Source organism: Shewanella aestuarii (assembly GCF_011765625.1).
Classification (GTDB): Bacteria; Pseudomonadota; Gammaproteobacteria; order Enterobacterales; family Shewanellaceae; genus Shewanella; species Shewanella aestuarii_A.
On sequence record NZ_CP050313.1, the window covers coordinates 1,222,982 to 1,247,788 of the forward strand.

At 41.7% G+C, this 24,807-nt stretch carries 18 protein-coding genes and 2 pseudogenes; 11 read left to right on the top strand and 9 right to left on the bottom strand.

The genetic code is table 11. The features are described 5' to 3' along the window. The first annotated feature begins 891 nt into the window (after positions 1-891). A complete protein-coding gene (locus HBH39_RS05640; protein WP_167676408.1) occupies positions 892-2,703 on the top strand; it encodes a M1 family metallopeptidase in 1,812 nt (603 codons plus the stop codon). A 256-nt stretch (positions 2,704-2,959) separates the two neighbouring features. Here HBH39_RS05640 and HBH39_RS05645 read toward each other — a convergent pair. Beyond that, positions 2,960-4,428: pseudogene (locus HBH39_RS05645) on the bottom strand (peptide MFS transporter). Between the two features lie 623 nt (positions 4,429-5,051). Between HBH39_RS05645 and HBH39_RS05650 the strand changes: the two are divergent. From HBH39_RS05650 to HBH39_RS05685, 8 genes and pseudogenes are all read left to right on the top strand, one after another. Beyond that, positions 5,052-5,696 (top strand): OmpA family protein, encoded by a 645-nt coding sequence (locus HBH39_RS05650; RefSeq protein WP_167676410.1) that lies wholly within the window; start codon positions 5,052-5,054, stop codon positions 5,694-5,696. 24 nt (positions 5,697-5,720) lie between these two features. Beyond that, positions 5,721-6,554 (top strand): mechanosensitive ion channel family protein, encoded by an 834-nt coding sequence (locus tag HBH39_RS05655; protein WP_167676412.1) that lies wholly within the window; start codon positions 5,721-5,723, stop codon positions 6,552-6,554. Positions 6,555-6,657: 103 nt separating this feature from the next. Next, complete coding sequence (tpx, locus tag HBH39_RS05660) at positions 6,658-7,248, top strand: thiol peroxidase (RefSeq protein WP_167676414.1); 591 nt, start codon at positions 6,658-6,660, stop codon at positions 7,246-7,248. A gap of 51 nt (positions 7,249-7,299) precedes the next feature. Next, positions 7,300-8,312: pseudogene (gene ltaE / locus HBH39_RS05665) on the top strand (low-specificity L-threonine aldolase). Positions 8,313-8,546: 234 nt separating this feature from the next. Next, positions 8,547-8,915: a hotdog domain-containing protein gene (locus HBH39_RS05670; RefSeq protein WP_167676416.1), complete on the top strand. Its 369-nt coding sequence runs from the start codon at positions 8,547-8,549 to the stop codon at positions 8,913-8,915. A gap of 648 nt (positions 8,916-9,563) precedes the next feature. Then, the gene (locus HBH39_RS05675; RefSeq protein ID WP_167676418.1) at positions 9,564-9,995 is read left to right on the top strand and encodes an ATP-dependent zinc protease family protein; all 432 of its coding nucleotides are present in this window, start codon (positions 9,564-9,566) and stop codon (positions 9,993-9,995) included. Between the two features lies 1 nt (position 9,996). Beyond that, entirely contained in the window at positions 9,997-10,902 is a 906-nt protein-coding gene (gene rimK, locus HBH39_RS05680) for a 30S ribosomal protein S6--L-glutamate ligase (RefSeq protein WP_167676420.1), read from the top strand. Further along, positions 10,902-11,912 (top strand): succinylglutamate desuccinylase/aspartoacylase family protein, encoded by a 1,011-nt coding sequence (locus tag HBH39_RS05685; protein WP_167676422.1) that lies wholly within the window; start codon positions 10,902-10,904, stop codon positions 11,910-11,912. The genes rimK and HBH39_RS05685 overlap by 1 nt, the downstream gene beginning before the upstream one ends. 264 nt (positions 11,913-12,176) lie before the next feature. Here the strand turns inward: HBH39_RS05685 and HBH39_RS05690 are convergent, their stop codons facing one another. Beyond that, entirely contained in the window at positions 12,177-13,967 is a 1,791-nt protein-coding gene (locus HBH39_RS05690; RefSeq protein WP_167676424.1) for an acyl-CoA dehydrogenase C-terminal domain-containing protein, read from the bottom strand. A 326-nt stretch (positions 13,968-14,293) separates the two neighbouring features. Here HBH39_RS05690 and HBH39_RS05695 point away from each other — a divergent pair, with 326 nt between their 5' ends. Both HBH39_RS05695 and HBH39_RS05700 read left to right on the top strand, forming a co-directional pair. Next, positions 14,294-14,800: a DUF1097 domain-containing protein gene (locus HBH39_RS05695; RefSeq protein ID WP_167676426.1), complete on the top strand. Its 507-nt coding sequence runs from the start codon at positions 14,294-14,296 to the stop codon at positions 14,798-14,800. Between the two features lie 272 nt (positions 14,801-15,072). After that, the gene (locus HBH39_RS05700; protein ID WP_167676428.1) at positions 15,073-16,485 is read left to right on the top strand and encodes an endonuclease/exonuclease/phosphatase family protein; all 1,413 of its coding nucleotides are present in this window, start codon (positions 15,073-15,075) and stop codon (positions 16,483-16,485) included. Positions 16,486-16,547: 62 nt separating this feature from the next. Here HBH39_RS05700 and HBH39_RS05705 read toward each other — a convergent pair whose 3' ends face one another. From HBH39_RS05705 to HBH39_RS05735, 7 genes are all read right to left on the bottom strand, one after another. Beyond that, positions 16,548-17,204, bottom strand: a complete 657-nt coding sequence (locus tag HBH39_RS05705; RefSeq protein WP_167676430.1) for a 3-oxoacid CoA-transferase subunit B — start codon at positions 17,202-17,204, stop codon at positions 16,548-16,550. Positions 17,205-17,215: 11 nt separating this feature from the next. After that, the gene (locus HBH39_RS05710) at positions 17,216-17,920 is read right to left on the bottom strand and encodes a CoA transferase subunit A (RefSeq protein WP_167676432.1); all 705 of its coding nucleotides are present in this window, start codon (positions 17,918-17,920) and stop codon (positions 17,216-17,218) included. 93 nt (positions 17,921-18,013) lie between these two features. Continuing rightward, positions 18,014-18,901, bottom strand: coding sequence for a hydroxymethylglutaryl-CoA lyase (locus HBH39_RS05715; RefSeq protein ID WP_167676434.1), 888 nt, complete (start codon positions 18,899-18,901; stop codon positions 18,014-18,016). Beyond that, positions 18,898-20,919 (bottom strand): acetyl/propionyl/methylcrotonyl-CoA carboxylase subunit alpha, encoded by a 2,022-nt coding sequence (locus tag HBH39_RS05720; RefSeq protein ID WP_167679981.1) that lies wholly within the window; start codon positions 20,917-20,919, stop codon positions 18,898-18,900. The genes HBH39_RS05715 and HBH39_RS05720 overlap by 4 nt, the downstream gene beginning before the upstream one ends. Next, positions 20,919-21,749, bottom strand: coding sequence for an enoyl-CoA hydratase-related protein (locus HBH39_RS05725; protein ID WP_167676436.1), 831 nt, complete (start codon positions 21,747-21,749; stop codon positions 20,919-20,921). Before HBH39_RS05725 ends, HBH39_RS05720 begins: the two co-directional genes overlap by 1 nt. Positions 21,750-21,774: 25 nt before the next feature. After that, positions 21,775-23,382, bottom strand: a complete 1,608-nt coding sequence (locus HBH39_RS05730; protein ID WP_167676438.1) for a carboxyl transferase domain-containing protein — start codon at positions 23,380-23,382, stop codon at positions 21,775-21,777. A gap of 116 nt (positions 23,383-23,498) precedes the next feature. Then, positions 23,499-24,668, bottom strand: a complete 1,170-nt coding sequence (locus HBH39_RS05735) for an isovaleryl-CoA dehydrogenase (protein WP_167676440.1) — start codon at positions 24,666-24,668, stop codon at positions 23,499-23,501. Positions 24,669-24,807 lie beyond the last annotated feature (139 nt).

Genomic DNA, 24,807 nt, shown 5'->3' on the forward strand with positions numbered 1-24,807 from the left:
AGAATATTAGTATCTATGCTCAATAACATACCAGATTGCAATATGGGAAGTGAGTACAAGTTAAGTCAAATTTCAAACAAAAAAAAGCAACCTAGTTTAGGTTGCTGACACTGCAATTCGCAATTCTTAAATGATAGCCATAAGGCGTATCGAATGGGGGATGATGATGAACAAAAAACTCAATAAAGATTCGGTTCACAGTATATGACTGACACTTTTTAGATAAGTTCCCAAGCAATTTAAAAATAGTCAAAATAATTTATTTTATGGATTATTAGGCGTTCAGCCAGAGTGTAATACGGCAAATCACAATGATGGCGTTAACATCTCGCCTGATTGCTAATTTACTGATTATCTATGAAGAAAGCGGTAAAAAAAAGCAACCTGATTAGAGGTTGCTATCACTGCAATATGCAATTTTGTTGATAGGATAAAAATACTATCTGAATGGGGATGATGATGAACAAAAAACTCAATAAAGATTCGGTTCATATACTAAGACTTAGCGTTGTTGAATTAGTTCCCAAAAAATTAAAAATATTTCAGCCTCATGATGAGTAATTCAATCGATGCGAAATTGAGTTATTAAAATGCAAACGAATAACCATAGGCAAAAAAAAAGCAACCTGGTTAGAGGTTGCTATCACTGCAATATGCAATTTGTTGATAGGACATAAACACTATCTGAAAGGGAGGATGATGATGAACAAAAAACTCAATAAAGATTCGGTTCATATACTCAGACGCAGCAATTCTCGATAAGTTCAAAAATAAATAAAAAAATTTTAAGTTTTTATGGAAACTCGCCAAATTCAGCAAATTTAGCCCTAAAATGTTATGGTTTGTTCCCTACATTGCAAAATTATATGGCTGATATAAAGCGAGGTTATCGTGTTACGATCAACATCATCATGGGATAACACCCATGACTACCACTCAAGTGCCAATACTGACGACATAAGAGTCAATCATTTCAAACTCAATTTATTCGTCGACTTTGATCAACAATGTTTATCGGGTGAAGTGACGTTACAATTCTTTCGTGTTCGCTCAGATCAAAGCAAGATTAATGAGGGCGTGTCGAAGCTTATTGTTGATTGTCGTGATTTAATCATTTTTGGGGTAACGGACGTCCAAGGCAATCCGCTCAAATCTGAAGTCATCGCCGTAAATGATACTTTAGGGCAAAAGCTGGTGATTGCAATTGATGATCAAATCAATGCTGTGACCATCCAATATAAAACGTCAGTGCATGCCCAAGGGTTGCAATGGCTAACGCCACAGCAAACATTAGGTAAGCAGCAGCCATACTTGTTCAGTCAATCACAGCCAATTAATGCCCGTAGTTGGATCCCGCTGCAAGATACCCCAAAAGCGCGAGTCACATTTGATGCTCAGATAACCGTGACCAATGGCCTGCGTGCGGTAATGAGTGCGCCAAACAACCCACAAATGCCTGTTGATGGCATGTTTGTCTTTAACATGGATAAACCTATCCCAACCCATTTATTAGCACTTGCAGTGGGGGATTTAGCCTTTGAAGCAACGGGACCTAGAAGTGGTATTTATACTGAGCCTGGCATGTTAGCCAAAGCGGTTAAAGAGTTTGAAGATACCGAAGAAATGATTTTAGTGGCCGAATCATTATTAGGGCCTTACTTATGGGGACGTTATGACATGATAGTGTTGCCACCTAGCTTTCCATTTGGCGGTATGGAAAATCCCATGTTAGCCTTTATGACTCCAACTTTAATAGCGGGTGACAAAAGCTTGGTGTCGACTGTCGCACATGAACTAGCACATTCATGGACGGGTAACCTAGTCAGTAATGCCACATGGCGAGATTTATGGCTTAACGAAGGCTTTACCACCTATTTTACCAATCGTATTGTTGAAGCCGTTTACGGAAAAGAGCAAGCCGATATAGAGTGGGTGAATGAATACAATCGCTTACAAGCTGAAATGCAGTCCACGGATTTAGTCGACCAAACTTTGCCTGCAAATGTGCAAACCCGTGATCCAAACTTGGCATTTAATCGATTCACTTATGATAAAGCCTCGATGTTTGTTCATGAGTTAGAGCTTCGTCTTGGTCGTGAAGTCTTTGATCAATTCTTATTTAACTATGTGAAACACTTTGCCTTTAAAGCCATCACCACAGAAACCTTTTTGGCTTACATGCAGCAAACCTTGTTAACACAACACAGTGACAAGTTATCAGAAGCAGAGCTTATGGAGTGGCTATATGGCCAAGGGTTACCACAATGGTTTACACCGCCAAGCTCTAATAGCCTAGATAAAGTTGAGTTGGCCTTATCGGCTTTTGAACAAGGGTGCCAGGCAAATGAGCTGAATGTCAGCGATTGGAGTGTTCATGATTGGCAGTACTTTTTGAATAAATTGCCACAAGTCATCAAACAAGCGCAATTAATGGATTTAGATGAGCATTTCCAATTAAGCCAAAGTCAAAATGCTGAAATTGCTTGCGATTGGTTCAGAGTCGCAGTGCGAAATCACTACGATCCTGTGTTACCCAACTTAAGTGAGTTTTTAACAACAGTAGGCCGAACTAAATTTGTCAAACCACTTTACACCGAGTTGTTATTAGCAGGGTACTCCCAAGAGGTTAGGGATATATATTGCGCTGCGCGTGAAGGCTATCACCCGTCTTTACAGGTTCAGTTAGATAAAATATTGAATTAGTGCATTAATCGTAATAAAAACTGTTGATGCGAATTTGTAAAAATACTTGATAACAGCGTTTTATTTTTGATTGTAGAATAACGACTTATCGAAACAACTTATCGAAAATAGCCGCCTCATTATCACGCATTTTCCCTAAGCTATTTCTGTCCAGTTACGTGCTGTTATTTATATAACCATCTGTTATTAAAATAAAAACCTCAACTATGAAGTTGAGGTTTTTATTTATTACCACTAAAAGATAGTTAATTAAGCACTAACGCTTAATTGCCTCATGTTCAGCGGTTATAGCAATTTCTTCTTCTAATGCTTGTTCTTCAGTTTCGTTGTGGCCTTCAGCACCGTGCATCCAGTCAACTAACTTGTCAGACATAAAGTATAGAATTACACCAGAAACAGCCGCGGTAATTGCAATACCAGCAAAAATAGACATAGCGTTAGCAAGTTGTTCTTCAACTTCACCACCGTGACCGATTAACGAACCAACAACGCCGCCAACCTTGTTTGCAATCGCAACAAATAAGAACCATGCGCCCATCATTAATGATGCAATACGTAATGGAGCTAATTTAGTGACCATTGAAAGACCGATTGGTGATAAACATAGCTCGCCCATGGTATGGAAGAAATAGGCTCCGACTAACCACCACATGCTTGATTTAGCTGAAGCATCACCGCCCATTTCTAAAACTGCACCAATCATAAATAAGAAACCAATGCCTAGTAGTACTAGACCTAGGGCAAATTTAACTGGTGAGTTTGGCTCATTTTTACCTAATCGTACCCAAATAGATGCGATTACAGGCGCGAAAATAACAATGAACATAGCGTTCAACGATTGGAACCAAGTGGTAGGCACTTCCCAATCACCAATCATTCGATCAGTAAAGTTATTGGTAAATAGGTTCATTAAGCCACCAGCTTGTTCAAAACCCGCCCAGAAGATAATGGTGAACAAACCCATTACCATGATCACTTTAATGCGGTCACGCTCGATTTTGGTGAGTGGCTCTTTGCGAACTTCGCCTTTAGCGGCATTCTTTTCTCTTTCAAGTTTCGCGGCAGGAACCGTACCAATGTCACCCAGTAACTTTTGTGCGAATAAGAATTGAATGATCAACGAAATAATCATACCAATACCCGCACAAATAAAGCCTGCTTGATAGCTACCATCGTATGCGGCAACAACCGAGCCTACAACGATGCCTGACAAGAAAGCACCCACGTTGATACCCATATAGAAAATGGTAAATGCACCATCACGACGGTGATCACCTTCTTCATATAAATCACCTACCATAGTAGAGATATTTGGCTTGAATAAACCGTTACCCAAAATTAATGTACCTAAGCCTAGGTAGAACATTTCGGTTTCCATACCCGGAATCCAAGCATGGGGGTACCAAGCATAAATTGGCCTGCAGCCATTAATGCGCCACCAATATAGATAGCTTTACGTTGACCTAAGTAAGCATCCGCTAACCAACCACCAATAAGTGGTGTTAAATAAACTAAACCGGTAAAAGTACCGTATAAAGATAGTGCGTCAGCTTGAGTCCAGCCTAAACCGTGACCGCCTTGACTTTCGACTTTATCGACCAAATAAAGTACTAAAATTGCACGCATTGCGTAGTAACTAAAGCGTTCCCATAGCTCGGTTGTAAATAACAGGAACAACCCTTTAGGATGCCCTAGCATCGTTCCGGGTGATTTTGCTTCACTCATTAAGTGTCCACCTTAAAGCTTGTGATTGGCTGCAATAAAAGTTTTATTGCAGAATGTTGTTTGCAATATAGAGCCTGCGATACATGTGTTGTTAAAACAAAATGTTAAAACTTGTCAAAACAACCAACAATGTAATTGCGACCTATTTATTGATTAATTTTTATAATAAATATTATCATTTCAACGCTCGTTTTGATTAAAACGTCAAAAAGTCCACCTTATATACCCTTTTACAGCCTGATAAGTCAATGTTTGCGCGGGTATCGGTATTATTTTTAGCGCCTCAAAAATGATACTTATGTCACAGTGATATACATAGCAACAAACTTGCTTTTTCGAAGGTTCAATAATTTACCGCACTGTCTAAATGACTTAATTGCACTAAGGTATTTATCAAGTTAGCCGATATCTATGTCGATTAAGTTGTAAGTGATCATATTACTTAAATCAGTCAACCATGACGTCTGAATTTGTGGTTGCAACTTATATTAATTTGTTTGCAAAAATGTAACTAAAAGTTAAAATGTGACGATTGGAAATAAGCTTGCTGCAAACAAATGAAAAACAACAAAATGTTGGTGTCAGGGCCTCTTTTTGACTCTGCCTAATCTCTTGAGGGCATCATGAGCTTAATTTCAAACAAATTGCTGATTTTATGTATTGCTGTTATGGCACAAGCCAATGCTTGGCAGGACAGCGACATGGATGGCGTACCGGATAAAAAAGATGCTTGCCCAGATACGCCGCTGAAAGTGGCTGTTATGGCTAATGGTTGCATCGATCCTGCTAATGTTGATGTCCAAAGTTTAGGAGCTGAATTTAATCCTAATCAAAATGAGAACAATGAGATGCTAGCAGGTGAGTTAGCTGCTCACGATTCAACAAGCTTTTGCAAAGGCAGCGCAGATCCTGTTGCAGATTGTTTACAACAGCAATTGTTGCCAGTGTATTTTGATTTTGGCAAAGATGATGTGCTGCTTACTCAATGGCCAGCGATTGAAAATGTTCAGCATTTTTTTGCCAATAACGCTCAGTTACGTTTGTTGTTAGTAGGCCATGCCGATTTACTTGGCAGTGAAACATTAAATCAAGCTTTATCTTTGGCAAGAGCAAATAGCGTTAAACAAGTATTAGTAAACCAGTTTAATTTTGATCCTGTAAACATTTCTGTCAAAGGAATGAGTAACAGTCAACCCGTTGCTGATAACGCCACAACCGAAGGGCGGCAGCGTAATAGACGGGTCGAATTTATCATATCAGCAGAATAATCTGCATCTTAAGGGAGTAAAACAATGGAAAACCTCGAAGGTTTAGAAGGTTTAATGCAACAAGCACCAGAGTTCTTGATGACTTATGGGCTTAAAGCATTAGCTGCATTGGTTATTTTTATTGTTGGTAAATATTTTGCTGGTGTTGCAAAGCGCATGACAGACAAAATTTTAACTAATCGTAAAGTAGACCAAACAGTCGTGTCGTTTGTCGCAAATTTAGCATGGGCAGTGGTTTTTGTATTCACAGTCATCGCAACATTAGGTCAAGTTGGTGTACAAACTGCTTCACTCGTTGCCGTAATTGGTGCAGCGGGTTTAGCTGTTGGTTTGGCGTTACAAGGCTCATTATCTAACTTTGCCTCTGGTGTGTTGATGGTGTTATTCCGTCCATGTCGAGTTGGTGACTTTGTTGAAGCTGCGGGTGTTGCTGGTGTGATTGATGAAATTACTATTTTCTCAACTAAAATTCGTACCGGCGACAATAAACTAATTGTGGCACCAAACTCAGCAATCATGAATGGTACTATCACTAACTATTCTATTATGGAAAAGCGTCGTATCGATTTAGTTATTGGCGTGGGTTATACCTCTGATATCGCCAAAACCAAAAAAGTATTAGCTGAAGTATTAGACAACAACCAGTTTGTATTGAAAGATCCCGGCTACACCATAGGTTTAGCTGAATTGGCAGATTCATCGATTAACTTTGTCGTTCGTCCTTGGGTTAACAATGGTGATTACTGGCCTGCACGCTTTGAAGTATTAGAGCAAATCAAAAATGCGCTAGATGCTGCTGAAATTGAAATTCCATTCCCACAAATGGATTTACATGTAAAAGAATTAGCATCTAACTAATCTTTAGGTGCAATCTATTCGTATTAAAAACCAGCATCTGCTGGTTTTTTTACATCTACACCAAACATTTACAGTAAACAAAATCATGTTCACGGAGAACTTCATGAAATTAACCTCAATACTTATTGCAATGGGTTTGTCAGCCACTTTATTGATGAGTAATAGCTACGGACAAGAAAGTGCCGTGGTAACCATGGGAGGTAAGCAAGTTACCTTGTCAGGATTGCTACCAGCCAACAACCAAGCAGCACCAGACTTTAACGTTGTCGATGAGAAATTTAATCCAGTTAGCCTAAGTGACTTTAAAGGCAAAACGGTATTGATTAGTGCCGTGCCAAGTTTAGATACTGGAGTATGCGCCCTACAAACTAAGCGTTTTAATAGCGAGTTTGCCAAATTTAATCAAGACGTGGTTATGCTAACCATTAGCACTGATTTACCTTTTGCACAAAAGCGGTTTTGTCAAACCGAGAGTGTAGATAAAATCAGAGTGTTATCAGATTCTGTTTGGCGCAATTTTGCCAATCAATATGGGTTGTTGATTGAAAGCCGTGGTTTACTTGCCAGAGCGATATTTATTATTGATGCTAATGGTGAGCTTAAGTACCAAGAGTTGGTTAAAGAGGTGAGCGATCACCCAAATTATGATCTTGCATTGGCAGCGTTAACAAAAATTGCAGCAAGCCAACCTTAATCGTTATAAACTGCCGGTTATATTGCCATGTGTAAATCGAGATAAGTTTTGATGATTGATTTTAGAAGTGACACTGTAACGCAGCCTACTCAAGCTATGCGCCGTGCAATGGCTGATGCGCCTGTTGGAGATGATGTTTATGGTGATGATCCTACGGTAAATGACTTGCAAGATATGGCCGCTGAGATGTTTGGTTTTGACAGTGCATTATTTGTCAGCTCAGGAACTCAGGCTAATTTGCTTGCATTAATGTCCCATTGTGATCGTGGAGATGAATATCTTTGTGGGCAACAAGCGCATAATTATAAGTTTGAAGGCGGCGGTGCTGCAGTGTTGGGAAGTATTCAACCCCAGCCATTAACTAATCAAGCTGATGGGAGTATTTTATTAGCAGATATAGAGGCCGCCATTAAACCTGATGATGTCCATTTTGCTAGAACAAGGCTTTTAAGCCTTGAAAATACCATTGGTGGCAAAGTGTTATCACAAAGCTATTTGGCCGAGGCGCAAGCCTTAGCGTTTAATCGTAACCTTAAAATACATCTTGATGGTGCAAGAGTGGCTAATGCGGCTGTTGCACAAGGTGTATCGATTGCGAAGATAACCCAGTATTTTGATTCAGTGTCTATTTGCTTATCTAAAGGTTTATGTGCTCCTGTCGGCTCAATTTTATTAGGCGATGAGCGTTTAATTAAAAAAGCGATTCGTTGGCGTAAAATGCTCGGCGGGGGATGCGTCAGGCTGGTATTATTGCGGCTGCAGCAAAGCTTGCGTTAACAGAGCAAGTCGAGCGTTTAGCGGAAGATCATGATAACGCTCAGTACCTAGCCCAGTTATTAGCCCAGCTCCCTGAGTTTGAGGTCAATATCGCTGATGTGCAAACTAACATGGTGTTTGCTACGCTCGATCCCCGCATCGATCCACAAAAGCTAACTCATGGCTTATTACATCATGGCATTAAAGTGAGCCCAAGTCGGCAGTTGCGTTTAGTGACACATGCGGATATCAGTCAAGCAGATATTGATGTGTTTATAAAACGACTCAAGCAAGAATTGGTTAATTAGTGTTAAGCTTGCTATAAAAAGCCGACATAAAGCCTACAAAAATGTAGGCTTTATTGTTTTTAGTGATTATTTAACTGCCGCATAATAGTGCATACAAGGTCTCCTTTAAGTGCAGAAGTTATATTAGCTATAGCTTAATATTATGATTTATTTAGATTAAATTTTTGGCTTGATGCTTGCTACCTATTTAGAGGTATGCGTTATCGTATCCCCTATTTAGTGAGTGAGGTTTATATGAAATATTACAGTCGTCAGCTGGTATTACCGGTTAATTTAAACAGTTGCCAAACGCTGTGCTGTGGTCAGTTGCTCAGTTGGATAAACGAGCAAGCTACCATTTTTGCAAGTTGCCAAATGAAGAGTCAGTGTCATGTTGCTAAAGTTATTTCTGAGATTAACTTTATGACGCCTGCTGTGGTGGGGGACATACTCGAGTTTGGTTTTGATAGTGTTAGTTTAGGTCAAAGCTCGGTAACCATTCGTTGTAAGGTGCGCAATAAAATTAATCAAGCACCCATTGCCAGTATCGATAAAATGGTATTTGTGAATATCAATGAAAGAGGTTTACCTATTCCACATGGTATGCGAGCCAATGCGGCTTAGTTTTGCTTTCTGTAATAAACTATAACCCAAGCCATGCCATTAAATTGAAGCGCTGATGTTCAAACTGGCATGGCTTGTTAGCTAGCAGCTTTATCGGTTACGTTTTAAAACGCTCACAGTAAAATAATATCTTCATAAAATTTGATGGTGCGGCAAATGCCGCTGCATAATCATCAACACATCCCAATGTTTTTTATTTTTTTCAGTCTTTTTAAATTCATTAATAACAGCATGTTGGTATTTGGCGTTTAAATTAGATAGGCGTACTGTGGGCAGTTTTGTGTATTGTTGTATGGGTAATTGACATTGAAATAATATCTAACGTTATGTTTTTATTTATCTAAAATTTAAAAAGTTATTTGAGAAAACATAAATCATTATCTCAATTTAGCGTCTATATTTTTATAGGTTATGCATGTCTTGTTTGACATTCTGTTAGTGGTGTTTTTGTGGATTGTTACAGTGCTAAAAATAGTAATACAAAGTCATATATTTTAGTGTTAATGCAGTGTATATTGCGCGAAATTTTGCTTCGCAGCAATGTAAGTTAGCTGCCGTTAGCATATGTTAAAGTTTTTTATGTTGAATCATGTTACGGTAGTTGGATTCATAATTAATTGTAAACCCTTAATAATCTAAGGATATACCATGAGTACACAAACCCTCGGTATAGTGGGCTGGCGCGAATGGGGCCAATTTCCTGAAATTGATAATGAAAAAGTCAAAATTAAGGTAGATACAGGAGCGAAAACCTCTTGTTTACATGCTTTTAAAATAAAGCCATTTCAAAAAGAAAAACAGAAATGGGTTCGAGTTTGGCTTCATCCTGAGCAAGATTCTGATCGAGAGGTTGTTTGTGAGTTTCCGATATTTGATCGCCGCAAAGTGAGTGACTCAGGCGGTCATATTACAAATCGTTATGTAATTAAAACGCCAATTATTATTGGCGATAGTCAGTTTGATGTTGAGTTAACTTTAACCAACAGAGATAACATGAAATTTCGGATGTTGTTAGGGCGTCGTGCATTAGAAGGCCGATTTTTAGTGGATTCAGCTGCGTCCTATTTACAAGGTGAATAAAATGCATATTGCAATTATGTCGCGGAATAAAAATCTTTATTCCACAAACCGTTTGAAACAGGCTGCCGAAGCTCGTGGCCATCATGTTAGTGTTGTTGATCCACTAAAATGTTATATGAACATCAACATGAACGCGCCAAGTATTCATGCGCGTGGTGAAGAGTTGCCAACATTTGATGCGGTTATCCCTCGCATTGGCGCATCTGTGACTTTTTATGGTACAGCGGTATTGCGTCAGTTTGAAATGATGGGAACTCACCCATTAAATGAATCGGTTGCGATCACTCGCTCGCGAGACAAATTGCGATCATTACAGTTATTATCTCGTAAAAACATTGGTTTACCAGTAACAGGCTTTGCAAACAAACCCGCAGATGTCCCTGATTTACTTGACATGGTCGGTGGTGCTCCTTGCGTGATTAAACTGCTAGAAGGTACCCAAGGTATTGGAGTGGTACTGGCTGAAACCCGTAAAGCGGCTGAATCAGTGATTGAAGCTTTTATGGGCTTAAAAGCTAACATCATGGTGCAAGAGTATATTGCAGAAGCGGGTGGTGCTGATATTCGTTGTTTTGTGATTGGCGATAAAGTCATTGCGGCGATGAAGCGTCAAGCGTTAGCAGGTGAATTTAGATCAAATTTACACCGTGGTGGTTCAGCAACTATTGTTAAATTGACGCCTGAAGAGCGCTCAACAGCGATTAGAGCAGCTAAAACAATGGGTCTGAATGTAGCGGGTGTTGATATTTTACGCTCTAGACATGGTCCATTGGTTATGGAGGTTAATTCCTCACCTGGCCTTGAAGGCATAGAAAAAGCGACGGGTATTGATGTCGCAGATAAAATTATTCAGTTTCTTGAAAAGAACCTTAAAAAAACCAGCGCTAAGACGAAAGGAGTAGGTTAATGGCCAAAAAGCGCGAAGCTTTCACCTTAGGTGAAGTGAGCGTCAAAGCAGGCACGCAGGAAAGCGTTAAGCTTCCTGCAGCAAGACTTTATAACGACACGCCAATGGAATTGCATGTTGAAGTCTTCCATGGCACTAAACCAGGCCCGACATTATTAGTGTGTGCGGCCATTCATGGTGATGAGCTTAATGGTGTTGAAATATGTCGACGTCTATTAAGTAAAATCAATGCCAAAACATTAGTGGGTACTTTGCTGGTGGTGCCCATTATTAATGTGTTTGGTTTTATTCAGCAATCAAGATACTTACCTGATCGGCGCGACTTAAATCGTTGCTTTCCTGGTTCATCAAAAGGGGCGTTAGCAAGTCGATTGGCCTATTTGGTATCGCATCAGTTAGTTGACAGAGCAACCCATATTATTGATTTGCATACAGGTGCGATCCATCGTGATAATTTACCGCAAATACGATGTGATACCGATGATGAAGTGATGTTTGCTATGGCAAACGCCTTTGGCGCACCGGTGATTATGACCTCTAAAAATGTCACAGGCTCTATGCGAGGTTATGCCAATAGTAAAGGGATCCCGTGTATTTTGTACGAAGCCGGTGAGGCGCTACGATTTAGTGAAATGTCGATTAAATCGGGTGTTAAAGGTGTGCAAAATGTCATGCGTTACCTTGAAATGATTAAAGGACGCATTACAAATAAAGGCAGCGTTAATGCTAGTCGTAGCTATTGGGTACGCAGTGAAACCGATGGTTTAATTAATATTAAGCTTAAGTTGGGGGAAAGAGTAAATAAAGGCAATATTTTAGCTTATGTTGTTAACCCTCATGGTGGTGAGACGGTAGCGTTACGCGCGCCCACAGATGGGATTATTATTGGTAATAGTAATATTCCGGTAACTAATGAAGGTGAAGCGCTATTTCACATTGCCCAATTTACAGGTGATGAAATCGAAATGGTTAACGATAGCCTAGATGATTTTATGGCCGAATACGCTTAAGCGTATTGATAGTCAGTCAATAAAAATGCCGCTTAACTAGAAATGTCCAACTTTATGGGGTCACTTCAAATTTAGCGGCATTTTTATAGGTGTTTTGCAGTCAATTACTTACATCAATCGCTATAGATGCTCATTATCGCTTGCGACAATACCAGATAACAAGATTATATTTTTCCATTGTAGTAAAGACTTATTGAAAAATTGGCCCTGTTATCACGTATTTTGTCAACGCTAATTCTGTTTACTTATTTACTGTGATTACGATTAAAAATAATCTTCAGCAAAGTCGACTATTTGTTGGCTGCTGGCTTCAATTTGCTTACGCAAACTGCGAGTCTGACTGACCCAGTATGTCATATAAAAAGCCGCTGTTTTTAATTTAGCTTGATAGAATGCCTCGTCTTCTGAGCCATTATCTAATGCTGCTAGTGATGTCGCTGCAATACGAGCCCACATCCAGGCTAGTGAACTGATCCCAAATAATTGCATGTAAGCAAATGATGCAGCACCAATGATGTCAGGGTTGGTTGGCCCATTTTTAGCAATATATCCTGTGGCGCGTTCTAAATCACCGGCAGCATCCATTAAGCCTGCAATAAATGGCTTCATTTTCTCATTGGCGCTGTTGTCTGCAATAAATTGTTTCACCATTTCAGACCATAGATTTAACGTCGCGCCTTTATCAGCAAGCAGTTTGCGCCCCACCAAATCTAAGGCTTGCACACCATTGGTGCCTTCATAAATCATTGCAATACGGATATCACGTACATATTGCTCCATGCCCCATTCATTGATGTAACCATGACCGCCATAAACTTGTTGAGCATCAACACAGGCTTTAAACCCTTGGTCGGTTACAAAGCCTTTTACGACCGGAGTAAATAAGGCCGCAAGCGCAGAAGCTTGTTTTGCTTTTACCGGATCGCTTTCACGCTCGGCTTGATCAAGCCACAGGGCTTGTTGACCCATTAATGCGCGTGTTCCTTCATTAAAAGCTTTTTGTGATAGCAGCATACGGCGCACATCGCCGTGGACTAAAATGGAATCGGCAGCTTTATCGGCTTGTTTAACACCACTGAGTGCACGGCCTTGAATGCGATCTTTAGAGTAAACTAGCGCATTTTGATAAGCGATTTCAGATACACCTAAACCTTGAATGCCAACGCCCAATCGTGCTTGGTTCATCATGGTGAACATGGCCCGTAACCCTTGATGTGGTTCACCGACTAATTCACCTACTGCATTGTCAAAATGCATCACACAGGTTGAGTTGCCATGAATCCCCATTTTATGTTCAAGGCCGGTTGCAGCTAGTGAATTGGCTTCGCCAATGCTGCCATCTGGATTCACTAAAAACTTAGGTACAGCAAATAATGAAATCCCTTTAACGCCTTCAGGTGCATCGGGTAAGCGTGCGAGTACTAAATGAATAATGTTTTCGGCTAAGTCGTGATCGCCTGATGAAATGAAGATTTTCTCGCCACTGATAGCAAATGTATCATCACCCAGTGGTTTGGCTTTGGTGCGCAGTAAGGCTAAATCAGTGCCTGCATGAGACTCAGTTAAGTTCATGGTGCCTGTCCATTCACCACTCACCAGTTTGGCAAGGTACTTTTGCTTTAGTGCGTCACTTCCATGAGTATGAATCGCGGCATAAGCACCATGAGTTAACCCAGGATACATGGCAAAAGCCATATTGGTGGCAGTTTTCATTTCGGTAGCAAAGGTGCCAACCACTTCCGGCAGCCCTTGGCCACCAAATTCTGGGTCACAGGTTAATGTTGCCCAGCCATTATCCACATATTGTTGATAGGCTTCTTTAAAGCCTTTAGGAGTGATCACTTTACCATCGATAAGTTGGCAACCTTCTAAATCGCCACTGGCATTAAGTGGAAGCATCACTTCGGTAGTGAAATCAGCTACGCCTTGTAAGATTGCATCGACGAGTTCAGGGTCGACTTCATCAAAACCGGCCAGATCTTGATACTGATAGATATTAAGCAGTTCAGATAAAATAAACTGATAGTCACGAAGAGGGGCTTGATAAATTGGCATACGGTCGTTCCTTGTGTTGATACCTTCTATTGCAAATGAGACAGCAACAGAATTGATGTTATTTTTATGATTTTAATAAGTACAATAACCTAATTGGAGTAAAAACTCAGTAATTTTGTTGCAGTGCTTTTTTGCCATTACAATTGGCGATTTTGAGCTCGCTTACCATGAGTTTAGTCAATGTTAACCATTGTTGCCGCTTGCCCTTGAATTGCGTTATTTATGGGATATTGATCTTAATTTTAGTTAAATATTCGTGCTTGCTGAATTAACTGTGTTAAATTTGAAACACTGAGTTTTATTTTTTAATCTAGTGAGGCTTTATTATGCAGCATCGTTGGCAAATTGCTTTATCTGCAGGTTTTTTAGCGGCGCTTTGGGCTGGTGTTGCTGATGTATTTCAGTTAGTCACTTGGATTGGCTTCTTAGGCTGTAGCACTTTCTTTGCTCAGACTGAATCAGGCTTTAAAGGCATGATGATGGCGATGACCACTAATTTGTCTGGTGTGTTTTGGGGGTGGACAATTATTGCGGGTAGTCAAATGTTTACCTCGCCGTTAGTCAGCTACGCGTTAACCGGAATAGTCACTTCAATCATGTGCTTACAGGCAAGCTATCGTAAGTTAGCATTTATTCCTGGTGCTTTTATTGGTTGTTGTATTACGTTTGCTATGAATGCTGATATCAGCGCGATTTTACCACCGTTGATGCTTGGAGCTATGCTGGGTTATAGCATGAGTTTACTTACAGAGCAGCTAATTATCCTTACTCAAAAATTGCAAACTATTAGTCAAGCTAGTGCAACAACCCACACTTCAAATTCAGATTTATAATTCCTTTATAAGTATGTTTAACGCTCTAAATTTATAATTCTTAGGGTGTTAAACATAGTCATTTCTAATTTATGTTTTGGTAATGTTGTCATAATGACAAACCTAAAATTAACAAATTTGGGTTCGGTTTAACCGAGCGTTAACCATCTTCGCTCTGCAGCCAACCTTTTGTTAAAATTGGCTATTTATATTTGATGAATGCTCGGCCTACTGTTTAGAATCCCTGTTAGCTTCCAAGAAAGGAGGCATAAATCAATAATAAAGGGGTTCAAATGAAATTATTAAAAACAGCTGCAGCTATGGCCGTTGGTGTAGCATTATTAACAGGTTGTAATGACGAAACTAATTACTATCATCCCGTTGATCCTGCACCTAAGGTAACGGATGTCAAAATTGGCGTTTATAATTTATCTTTCGATCGTAATACTTATGAAGATCTCGTGGCTGAGTTGAAGTTAACACCTGCTGAACAGCAAGTGCTAATGGATAAATGGTTTGACGGCACGTTAACAAGCAATGAAAAAACCATCGCAGAGAAAGTCATTCAGATCAAAAACGTGGCTGCAATTATTCAAACTGAGCGTCCAGCCGTTTTATTGATGGCTGAATTTAATAATGATGGTACAGGTGAAGATTTAGATGCCATTCAAGCATTTCGCTTAAATTACCTTGCTGTGCCACAAAATGCACTTGGTTCAACGTCTGATGAAGTTAAATTACTTGAGCCTATTCAGTTTCCTTACGTAGAAAACTTTGCTACTAACACCGGCCTGTTAAGTGATCACGATTTAAATCGTGATGGTAAAGTTGCTTTACCTGATGATGCTTGGGGTTTTGGTTTTTATCATGGCCAATATGCATTTAGCTTAATTTCACAGTATCCAATTGATACTGACAACATCCGTACTTTCCAGCACTTCAAGTGGAAAGACATGCCAGGTGAAAAGAACCCAATTATCACCAACTGTGATGATGAAAGGTATCCTATTCCTGAGGGAATGGCTTGTGGTGATGAGTGGTACAGCGAAGCCGCTTGGGCTGAAAAGCCAATGTCGTCAAAAAATCATGTTGATGCGCCAATTATTATTCCTACCGCAGAGGGTGATAAAGTCATCCATTTATTACTTTCACATCCAACGCCGCCTATTTTCGATACCTTAACTGAAAATAATAAGCTGTTAAATCGTGCTGAAGTTAAGTTTTGGGATGATTACATTTCAGGTAACGGTTCTTACATTTATGATGATGAAGGCACTAAAGGCGGTATTAAATCAGATTCATCTTTTGTGATCTTAGGCGATTTAAATGCTGATCCTGAAAGAGGCGATGGTTATTTAGATACGATCAAAGACTTAATGTATAGTGATCAAGTGAATCAATTGGCGACTCATGGTGTCTATGCGCCACGCAGTTTAGGTGGCCCTGAATGTCTTTCTACTGGTGAGTGTCGTGAATCAAACTGGGGAACTAAATATCCTGGTGTTATTACCAGCACATCAGGTTTACGCTTAGACCATGTTATTCCATCTAGCGATTTAAATGTGACTGAGTCAGGTGTATTCTGGCCAGCAACGTTCGAAGAAGGGCGCTTAATGATGAATGATGTTCGCGTGGGGAACTGGGGCGGCGGCGGAAAGTCGGTTTCTTCAGATCACCGTTTAGTATGGGTTAATATTGAGCTGTAATTAGCTGAATGTCGTCCATAAATGAAGCCCGCATTTTGCGGGCTTTTTGTATTTAGTATGGGTTAAAAAACCATTTCCGGTACATGTTCTGGCACAACTAACTTACCTGCGGTTTTAGCGATAATTTCGTCTACGCTAACACCGGGAGCGCGCTCTAATAAATGAAACGCTCCGTCTTTTATTTCGATAAAGGCTAAATCGGTCAATACGCGTTTAATGCAGCCATAACCCGTTAACGGCAATTCACAAACGGGTAGCAGTTTAGAGTTACCCTGTTTATCGGCATGCATCATGGTCACAATAATATTATCTGCGCCAGCAACTAAATCCATTGCACCGCCCATACCTTTAATCAGTTTTCCTGGGATCATCCATGAGGCGATTGAACCATTCACATCGACTTCAAATGCCCCTAATACGGTTAAGTCCACATGACCACCACGGATCATGGCAAAGCTTTCTGCAGATGAAAAAAACGATGCGCCATCAACAGCGGTAACGGTTTGTTTACCGGCATTAATGAGGTCGGCATCGATTGTTTCTTCGGTTGGGAACTCTCCCATGCCTAATAAGCCGTTTTCAGATTGCAGCATAACCTGCATACCTTGGGGAATGTAGTTTGCCACTAAAGTTGGAATACCAATGCCTAAGTTGACATAAAAGCCATCTTGCAATTCTTTTGCTACGCGCTGAGCGAGTTGTTCTCTTGTAAGTGCCATTGATTTATTCCTTATTTCGCCGCTTTAACAGTGCGTTGCTCGATTCGTTTTTCAAAACTGGCTTTAATGATCCGATCAACATAAATGCCTGGAGTATGGATATGGTTGGGGTCTAATTCACCAGGTTGGACGATTTCTTCTGCTTCTACCACGGTAATTTTACCTGCGGTCGCCATCATAGGGTTAAAGTTGGCTGCTGTTTTACGGAAGATAAGGTTGCCCATGGTATCGGCTTTCCATGCTCTGATTAAGGCAAAGTCAGCGGTTAATGATTCTTCAAGCACATAATGACGTCCTTTAATTTCACGAGTTTCTTTGCCCTCAGCAATAGGAGTGCCATAACCCGTTGCGGTAAAGAATGCAGGGATACCGGCACCGCCAGCACGAATTTTTTCAGCCAAGGTGCCCTGAGGGGTTAAAATCACATTGAGTTCACCCGATAGCATTTGCTGTTCAAATGTAGCATTTTCGCCTACATATGAGGCTATCATGGTGTCAATTTGGCGTTGTTTCAGCAATAAGCCTAAACCAAAATCATCAACTCCCGCGTTATTTGAAATGGCGGTTAATCCTTTGACGCCTAAGTTAACCATGTGGTTAATTAAGCCTTCTGGGATACCACATAGACCAAAACCGCCGACCATAATGGTCATGTCATTGCTCAGGCCTTGTAGTGCTTCATCGTAACTGTGGACGACCTTGTTAAATCCAGCCATGGTTATCTGTCCTTATGGTTATTATCTTTATTTGAGGCAATCAATAAAATGCTGGTAAATGTGTGTGGGTAATGCCAGCCTTTTATCGGTTAATTATTTTAATGCATTAGCGACTTTAGAACCGCTTGGTCGTCCAAGTACTGCACTGATGTTATGCCCAGCTTTTGCAAGCTTGGATAAATCAATGTTCGTTTCAATGCCCATCCCGTGAAGCATATAGACTAAATCTTCAGTGGCTAAATTACCTGATGCACCTTTGGCATAAGGGCAACCACCAAGGCCAGCAACCGAGGCATCAAAGGTGCTAATGCCTAAATCTAAGCAAGCTAAAATATTGGCTAATGCTTGGCCGTAAGTATCATGAAAATGCAGGGCTAATTGACTAATTGGCACAACCTCACTGACAGCTTGCACCATTCTACGAGCATCTGTAGGCGTGCCAATACCAATGGTGTCTCCCAATGAAATTTCGTAACAGCCCATTTTGTAAAGAATTTCAGACACGCGTGCAACTTCAGCAACCTCTATTTTACCTTCATAAGGGCAACCTAAGACGCAAGAAACGTAACCGCGAACCGCAATGTTGTGCTGTTTTGCCTTTTCCATCAATGGGATAAAGCGTTCTATGGATTCTTCAATTGAGCAGTTAATATTTTTTTGGCTAAAGCTTTGTGAGGCGGCGCCAAATATTGCCACCTCATCCGCACCTGCATTAAGGGCTAACTCAAATCCTTTAAGATTGGGTGTTAGCGCACTGTAAGTGACGCCCTTAACTCTGGGTATTTGTTGCAGTATTTGAGCCGAATCAGCCATTTGTGGCACCCATTTAGGTGACACAAAACTCCCAGCTTCGATACGAGTTAATCCTGCATCGGCAAGTTCGGCAATTAACTGCATTTTGGCTGTTGTCGAAACAGGTTGTTCATTTTGCAAGCCATCACGGGCACCCACTTCAAAAATGCTGACTTTTGTTGGCATCATTTGTGGGTTTCCTCAGTGCTAACTTCCATCGGTTCTACCTGTAGCAACTGAACACCATCGGTGACTAGCTCGCCGCTTTGAAAGTAAAACTCAGTGACTGTGCCTTCAAATGGAGCTTCGATGGTGTATTCCATTTTCATGGCTTCCATTATTAGCAAACCTTGACCAGCCTTAACTTGTGCGCCAACTTCCACTAAATGAGTCACAACTGTTCCATTCATGGGGGCTTTAAGTTTGTCTGCACTATTGACTGTATCTTCGGCAATTTGGGCAAGCACTGCGGTAAATTGGTAGCTGCCACTGGGTAAGAACAAGGTAAAGTCGTCCCCGTTATGGCTTACGGGGATTTTGCTTTTATGACCGTTAATTTCAGCCAATAGCACATCATTTTTTATGTCACCAGCTAGTTTTAAGGCTTGGCCATTTAAGCCTAAGTGCAGCGAACCGCCTAAGTCTGTCATCAGCAGATTTTGTAGCTGATGCTTTTCATCAAGTAGGGCAACATGATGAATACTAGCGCTATTGAGCCTAAACCCACTTACTTGGTTCCAAGGCGAATAAGGGTCTTTGCTGTTTAGTGCATTGGCTTTGGCAACCTGTTGGCGTAATAACACTTGATATAAACCGGCCAGGGCAATTGCAGTTTCAGATTCGCTACTGGCATCACCTATTAATGTCTCACCGTAGCGTTCAATGAAGTCGGTGCAAAAATCAGCTTTGGCAAAGGCTGGATGTTCAGCTATGTTGGCTAAAAATTCGATATTATGTTTGAGGCCGCTAATTTGATATGACTCAAGTGCGTTGATTAATCGCTGTAGCGCGCGTGGGCGAGATTCATCCCATACAATCAGTTTGGCTATCATGGGATCATAAAAGTTACTGATCACATCATTTTCACGGATACCTGAGTCAATTCGCACATGGCGGCTTTGCTCTGGTTCGCGTAAAAAATTTAACTTGCCACTGGCAGGTAAAAACTCATTTTGCGGATCTTCAGCGTAAATACGCACTTCAAATGAATGGCCATGAATACGGACTTCGTCTTGGCGAAGCGGCAATTCACCTCCACTGGCTACCACCAACTGCCATTTGACCAAGTCTTGCCCAGTGACCATTTCTGTCACTGGGTGCTCAACTTGCAAACGGGTATTCATTTCCATGAAGTAGAAGCTGTTGTCAGTGTCTAATAAAAACTCAACGGTGCCGGCACCGACATAATCAATCGCTTTTGCCGCAGCGACAGCGGCTTCACCCATTTGCATGCGTAATGCATCAGATAGACCGGGGGCAGGAGCTTCTTCAACCACTTTTTGATGGCGACGTTGAATCGAGCAATCACGATCTGATAAGTAAATCGTATTCCCAAAAGTATCGGCAAAGACTTGAACTTCAACATGGCGAGGTTGGCGTAAATAGCGCTCCATTAATAACTTATCGTTACCAAAAGAAGAGATGGCCTCACGCCGGGCTGAATGCAGCGCTGCTAATACCTCATCTTGGTTTTCTACAATGCGCATACCTTTGCCACCACCGCCATAAGCCGCTTTTATCAGCATAGGAAAGCCAATTATTTTAGCTTGGGCAAGCAAGGTTTCATCAGATTGGTCGTCACCATGATAACCAGGCACTAAGGGCACATTGGCTTTGGCCATAATCGATTTGGCAGCGCTTTTACTGCCCATAGCCTCGATGGCATCACTACCTGGGCCAACAAATGCAATGCCGTTTTGCTCACATTGACGGGCAAATTCCGCATTTTCTGATAAAAAGCCGTATCCGGGGTGAATTGCATTTGCGCCTGATTTTTTTGCAATTTCAATGATCACATCCGCTTTTAAATAGGAGTCTGCTGGGGCGCTGCCGCCTAAATAAAAGGATTCATCTGCCATGGCAACATGGCGGGCATCTTTGTCGGCATCAGAATATAATGCCACTGTTCGAACGCCCATAGTTTGCGCAGTTTTTATAATACGACAAGCAATTTCGCCGCGATTGGCAATCAGTAATTTTGTAAACATCATTTGGCTCCTTGAGGAACGGTGGCATCTTGCCAAGCCGGAGAGCGTTTGTCGAAAAAGGCATTTAAGCCTTCTTGGCCTTCATCTGATACGCGAATGCGGGCGATCTGCTCGCTGGTATAGGCCCGTGTAGTTTCATCAATGACACCATTTTCGAGATGCGATACTAAGGTTTTAACCCACGCCATCCCTTGTGGGCTATTCGCTTTAAAGGCGGTGATAAAAGGTGCTGCCTCCGCGTTTAAGTCATCATTAATGGCATGAATCACCTGATGTTGTAATGCATCTTGGGCATGAAAACGTTCAGCCGTTAGCATATAGCGCCTCGCTTGGCGGTTCCCCATCGCGCGGACCACATAAGGGCTGATCACTGCGGGAATTAACCCCAGTTTTACTTCACTTAAACAAAAGCTTGCCCGCTGGTTAGCGATGGCGATATCGCAGCAGCAAATTAATCCCAGAGCACCACCAAATGCCGCACCTTGAACGAGTGCAATGGTCGGCTTGGGAAAATTATCTAGGACATGCATGAGTTTCGCTAGCTCGTTAGCGTCAGCGAGGTTTTGGCTGAAATCCATTTGGGCTTGCTTGCGCATCCAATTTAAATCGGCGCCAGCACTGAAGTTTTTACCGTTAGCACGTAGCACTAACATTTTGCATTCAGCATGGTCGGCCAACGCTTGGATAACGGTGATCATCTCGTTGATCATCACCTCATCAAATGCATTGTGGACTTCAGGGCGATTGAGGATCAGCTCGCCAACACCATCAACTAAAGTGCATTGAACATATCGAAAGGCTTGGTGGGTAATTAGATTGATATCTGTCATTAATTTGCTCCTATGTGGTTCGCAATTACATGCGGAATACACCAAATTTGGTGTCTTCGATAGGGGCATTTAATGCCGCAGATAAAGCCAAGCCGACCACATCACGAGTTTGTGCTGGGTCAATAATGCCATCGTCCCAAAGGCGGGCACTGGCATGATACGGATGACCTTCTTTGTCGTACTGCTCAATAATGGGCTGTTTGAAGTTGTGCTCTTCTTCGCTTGACCACTCAACCCCTTTGCGAGCTAGACCATCACGGCGCACTGTGGCTAATACGCCAGCAGCTTGCTCGCCTCCCATGACAGATATGCGCGCGTTAGGCCACATCCACATCATGGTTGGCTCGAATGCTCGGCCACACATACCATAGTTACCTGCGCCATAGCTGCCGCCAATAATGACGGTAAACTTAGGTACGTTAGCACAAGATACGGCGGTCACCATTTTGGCCCCGTGTTTGGCAATGCCTTCATGTTCGTATTTTTTACCCACCATAAAACCAGTAATGTTTTGTAGGAATAGCAATGGGATTTTGCGCTGACAGCAAAGCTCAATAAAGTGGGCACCTTTTTGAGCTGATTCGGAAAATAAAATACCGTTGTTGGCCACAATGCCCACTGGGTAACCATGAATACGGGCAAAACCACAGACTAAAGTGGCACCATAGTTAGCTTTAAATTCATCAAAATCTGAATCATCCACTATTCTGGCAATCACTTCTTTAACATCAAAGGGTTTTCTTAGATCAGTGCCAACAATGCCGTATAGCTCATTGATGTCAAACTTTGGTGGTTTGACTGGGCCAAGTAAACTGGTGATGTGTTTTTGATGATTGAGTCTAGCAATAGCGCGGCGAGCCAGCTCTAAGGCGTGATCATCATTTTGTGCAAGATGATCAGCAACACCTGAGATTTTGGTGTGCACTTCTGCGCCGCCAAGCTCTTCTGCTGAGACTTCTTCACCGGTTGCGGCTTTGACTAATGGCGGCCCAGCTAAAAAAATCGTCCCTTGTTCTTTGACAATAATAGACTCATCGGCCATGGCGGGAACATACGCACCGCCCGCAGTACATAGCCCCATGACCACAGCGATTTGTGGAATACCTAATGCTGACATTTGCGCTTGGTTATAGAAGATTCGTCCGAAATGGTCACGGTCAGGGAAAACTTCATCTTGACGCGGCAGGTTTGCTCCGCCGGAATCCACTAAGTAAATACAGGGTAAGTGACAGCGCTTGGCTATGTCTTGGGCGCGAAGGTGTTTTTTTACCGTAATTGGGTAGTATGTGCCGCCTTTAACTGTGGCATCGTTGGCAATAACCATGCATTCAACACCACTCACTCGGCCAATCCCTGCGATTACGCCCGCGGCAGGAACCTCTTCATCGTACACTTCAAATGCAGCAAATTGAGAAATTTCAAGAAAAGGTGAACCTGGATCAAGTAGTTTTTCAACCCGTTGACGAGGAAGCAATTTACCGCGAGATAAATGTCGCTCACAGGCAACCGGACCTCCACCTTGTTGAATTTTAGCCAGTTTTTTTTGCAGATCTTCGACCAGTAAAGCCATGTCATTATGCTTGGCTTTAAACTCATCACTTCGAGGGTTTATCTTGCTGCTCAGTTGCGTCATGTGGATATCCTTAATTGAGCACAAACTAGGAATTTGAGGCAGGCTTTGAGGCCACGGTTCCTCAAACTTGGCAACAGGTTTAGCTGCTGATGTAAAAGAGCTAAACCTAAGCGTAATTATTTAGATTCGTTAAACAGCTCACGGCCAATTAACATACGGCGTATTTCGGACGTGCCTGCGCCAATTTCATATAATTTGGCATCACGCAATAAACGACCTGTGGCGTATTCATTGACGTAACCGTTACCACCTAATAATTGAATGGCATCTAAAGCCATTTTAGTGGCTAATTCGGCGCTGTATAAAATGGCTCCAGCGGCATCTTTGCGGGTGGTTTCACCGCGGTCGCATGATTTTGCTACGTTGTATACATAGGATTTTGCGGCGTTCATGCCGGTATACATATCGGCAATTTTGCCTTGGATAAGTTGGAACTCACCAATAGATTTACCAAACTGTACTCGCTCATGAATATAAGGCACCACAATATCCATACAAGCTGACATGATGCCGAGTGGGCCGCCAGAAAGTACGACTCGTTCGTAATCTAAGCCGCTCATTAAGACTTTCACGCCATTATTTAAGCCGCCTAAAATATTTTCTTCTGGTACTTCGCAGTCTTCAAATACTAATTCACAGGTGTTTGAACCACGCATACCTAATTTATCGAGCTTTTGTGCTTGGCTAAATCCTTTAAATCCACGCTCAACAATGAATGCCGTGATCCCGTGTGGGCCTTTGTCTAAATCTGTTTTGGCATAAATGACGTAGGTATGTGCATCTGGGCCGTTAGTGATCCACATTTTATTGCCGTTAAGAATATAACGATCACCTTGTTTGCGGGCATTAAGCTTCATTGACACCACATCTGAGCCTGCATTGGGTTCGCTCATTGCCAATGCGCCAATATGTTCGCCACTGACTAACTTAGGTAAATACTTTGCTTTTTGCTCAGCATTGCCGTTGCGGTTAATTTGGTTGACGCATAAGTTTGAATGAGCGCCATAACTTAATCCAATAGAAGCCGATGCGCGGGATATTTCTTCCATCGCGACCACATGGGCAAGATAACCCATGTTAGCGCCGCCGAACTCTTCTGGAACGGTAACGCCTAATAAACCCATTTCACCCAGTTGTGGCCACATGTGATTGGGAAACTCATTGTCGTGGTCTACTTGGGCAGCAATAGGGGCTATTTCGTTACTGGCAAAACTGCGCACTGCATCGCGCAGCATGTCGACATCTTCACCTAAACCAAAGTTTAGGCTGCTAAATAGATCGCTCATGGCATGTGTCCTGTTGAATTATTATATTTTAGACTCCACGTTCGCTGACGTTTTGGAGTCATATACATTGTCTTTTAAAGGTTTTTTATTATTTATGACCGTTTTTTCGGTTCTTTTTTATCAGCGATGCATAAGCAAT

Bases quoted from the DNA above. Each gene is read 5' to 3' on its own strand.
- HBH39_RS05650 (WP_167676410.1), top strand. From the start codon at position 5,052: ATGAGCTTAATTTCAAACAAATTGCTGATTTTATGTATTGCTGTTATG.
- HBH39_RS05655 (WP_167676412.1), top strand. From the start codon at position 5,721: ATGGAAAACCTCGAAGGTTTAGAAGGTTTAATGCAACAAGCACCAGAG.
- tpx (WP_167676414.1), top strand. From the start codon at position 6,658: ATGAAATTAACCTCAATACTTATTGCAATGGGTTTGTCAGCCACTTTA.
- HBH39_RS05670 (WP_167676416.1), top strand. From the start codon at position 8,547: ATGAAATATTACAGTCGTCAGCTGGTATTACCGGTTAATTTAAACAGT.
- HBH39_RS05675 (WP_167676418.1), top strand. From the start codon at position 9,564: ATGAGTACACAAACCCTCGGTATAGTGGGCTGGCGCGAATGGGGCCAA.
- rimK (WP_167676420.1), top strand. From the start codon at position 9,997: ATGCATATTGCAATTATGTCGCGGAATAAAAATCTTTATTCCACAAAC.
- HBH39_RS05685 (WP_167676422.1), top strand. From the start codon at position 10,902: ATGGCCAAAAAGCGCGAAGCTTTCACCTTAGGTGAAGTGAGCGTCAAA.
- HBH39_RS05690 (WP_167676424.1), bottom strand. From the start codon at position 13,967: ATGCCAATTTATCAAGCCCCTCTTCGTGACTATCAGTTTATTTTATCT.
- HBH39_RS05695 (WP_167676426.1), top strand. From the start codon at position 14,294: ATGCAGCATCGTTGGCAAATTGCTTTATCTGCAGGTTTTTTAGCGGCG.
- HBH39_RS05700 (WP_167676428.1), top strand. From the start codon at position 15,073: ATGAAATTATTAAAAACAGCTGCAGCTATGGCCGTTGGTGTAGCATTA.
- HBH39_RS05705 (WP_167676430.1), bottom strand. From the start codon at position 17,204: ATGGCACTTACAAGAGAACAACTCGCTCAGCGCGTAGCAAAAGAATTG.
- HBH39_RS05710 (WP_167676432.1), bottom strand. From the start codon at position 17,920: ATGGCTGGATTTAACAAGGTCGTCCACAGTTACGATGAAGCACTACAA.
- HBH39_RS05715 (WP_167676434.1), bottom strand. From the start codon at position 18,901: ATGATGCCAACAAAAGTCAGCATTTTTGAAGTGGGTGCCCGTGATGGC.
- HBH39_RS05720 (WP_167679981.1), bottom strand. From the start codon at position 20,919: ATGTTTACAAAATTACTGATTGCCAATCGCGGCGAAATTGCTTGTCGT.
- HBH39_RS05725 (WP_167676436.1), bottom strand. From the start codon at position 21,749: ATGACAGATATCAATCTAATTACCCACCAAGCCTTTCGATATGTTCAA.
- HBH39_RS05730 (WP_167676438.1), bottom strand. From the start codon at position 23,382: ATGACGCAACTGAGCAGCAAGATAAACCCTCGAAGTGATGAGTTTAAA.
- HBH39_RS05735 (WP_167676440.1), bottom strand. From the start codon at position 24,668: ATGAGCGATCTATTTAGCAGCCTAAACTTTGGTTTAGGTGAAGATGTC.